Source organism: Cobetia sp. (assembly GCF_983723665.1).
Genome location: NZ_CFDJES010000092.1, coordinates 10,631 through 12,109, shown reverse-complemented (window position 1 = coordinate 12,109; position 1,479 = coordinate 10,631). Strand labels below are relative to the sequence as shown.

Annotated in this window: 2 protein-coding genes; both read right to left on the bottom strand. The window is 62.3% G+C overall.

Going from position 1 to position 1,479, the window contains the following annotated elements; genetic code table 11:
- The coding region (locus tag AC4FAH_RS10145) for a hypothetical protein (protein WP_490245976.1) at nt 1–215 on the bottom strand (215 nt) is incomplete at its 3' end.
- A 532-nt stretch (nt 216–747) separates the two neighbouring features.
- A complete protein-coding gene (locus tag AC4FAH_RS10140; RefSeq protein WP_131432712.1) occupies nt 748–1,392 on the bottom strand; it encodes a 3'-5' exonuclease in 645 nt (214 codons plus the stop codon).
- Nucleotides 1,393–1,479 lie beyond the last annotated feature (87 nt).

The window sequence follows — 1,479 nt, the reverse complement described above, 5'->3', positions numbered from 1 at the left end:
AGGCGCAGCACTTCCAGATAGCGGATCACCACCCCGCCCAGCATCACGAGGATACCGAAGCGTTGCAGTCTGAATTCAAGCGCAGTGAGCGCAAGCTTGCGAGACCAGAACATCAGCACACCGCGCATGTCCTGAGTCCGGCGAATATAGAGGCCGTAGGCAAACAGCACGATGGCCAGGCCAAGAATCAACAGCGTATTGGTCGCGATCAGCATGTCGCACCTCGTGGGCAAGTACCCCTGAGTCATAAGGAAGGCAATCGTGGGCGGATGCCTTATCTGAAGCCGGGCCCCGAGCAGATGCCCGGGGCCCGACAGTCATCACCTGGCGCAGTGATGACGATCCTGAAGAGAATGATGCCGTCCTCAGGCCTGACAGAGGCTGGCTGACAGCAGGTCCTTGTCACGCATGGCCTTTGCTCGCTGTCGCCGCTTCATTATGGTTATCAAAGCTGCTCGGTCTTGCATCCTGCATGGCTTGGCCGTCCTGCTGGCCGGTAGTGCACTGGCGTGTAATCAGAGTCGACCTCTCGCCGCAGTGGGCGTGTCGTATGGGTGCCAGTGTGGACAAAGGCAGTGAGCCCGGCCATTGGACATTCCGGCAACAGACCTTGGAATAATAGCCTTGAGGATGATGTCGGCTGATGAGGCGTCTGATACTGGGCCTGACACGCATCCAGCACCTACTCAGCGCCTGCCCAGGCCCCTGACACAAGCCCCTGCCATAAGCTCCTGACATAAGCCTCGCTCAGGCCTGACTGGCCAGCGAGGGCGACAGCGGTGCCTGCATCAGGCGCTGCGCCATCAGCGCACTGGTCACGGCGTCCCCCAGCGCGCTGTGGCGACCGATCACCGGCACGCCCAGGGCATCAGCCATCGCCTCGAAGCGCAGGTCCGGGGCGGCGTCCGGCTGCTCATGCTTGCAGCGCCGGGCGTAATCGCGCGCCAGATCGTGACGCTGGTTGGGCAGATCAAAGCCGAAGCGTGGCCGCAGGTGACGGTTGATCACCGCGACATCGAAGTCGATGCACCAGCCCACCAGCGGACGATTGCCGATGAACTCCAGCAGCTGTCGCAGCGCATCCCCCAGCGCTTCTCCGCCATGCAGATCGATACCGCGCAGACGATGGATGCGGATCGAGTCGCCCTGCAGCCCTTGCGGGCATTGCAGATAGAGCGACAGCGCGCTGGAGGTATGGATATGGCGCGCATCGAAACGCACCGCCGCCAGCGAGACCAGCTCGGCGTGGCCGACATCGAGACTGGTGGTCTCGCAGTCCAGCGCCACTCGCTCCCCGCCTCGCTCGGCGGCATGCCAGGGACGAAAGAGCTCGGCGAACTCGCCCTGCGCATGACGACGACGATCACTGGCGCGTCTCAGTTGTTCGAACATGCCACCTCCCCTCGACCTTGAGGCCGGTTCAGTATTCCAGGTGATAACGATGTGACAGCCGCTGCTTGAAGTCCTTGACCCGACTCA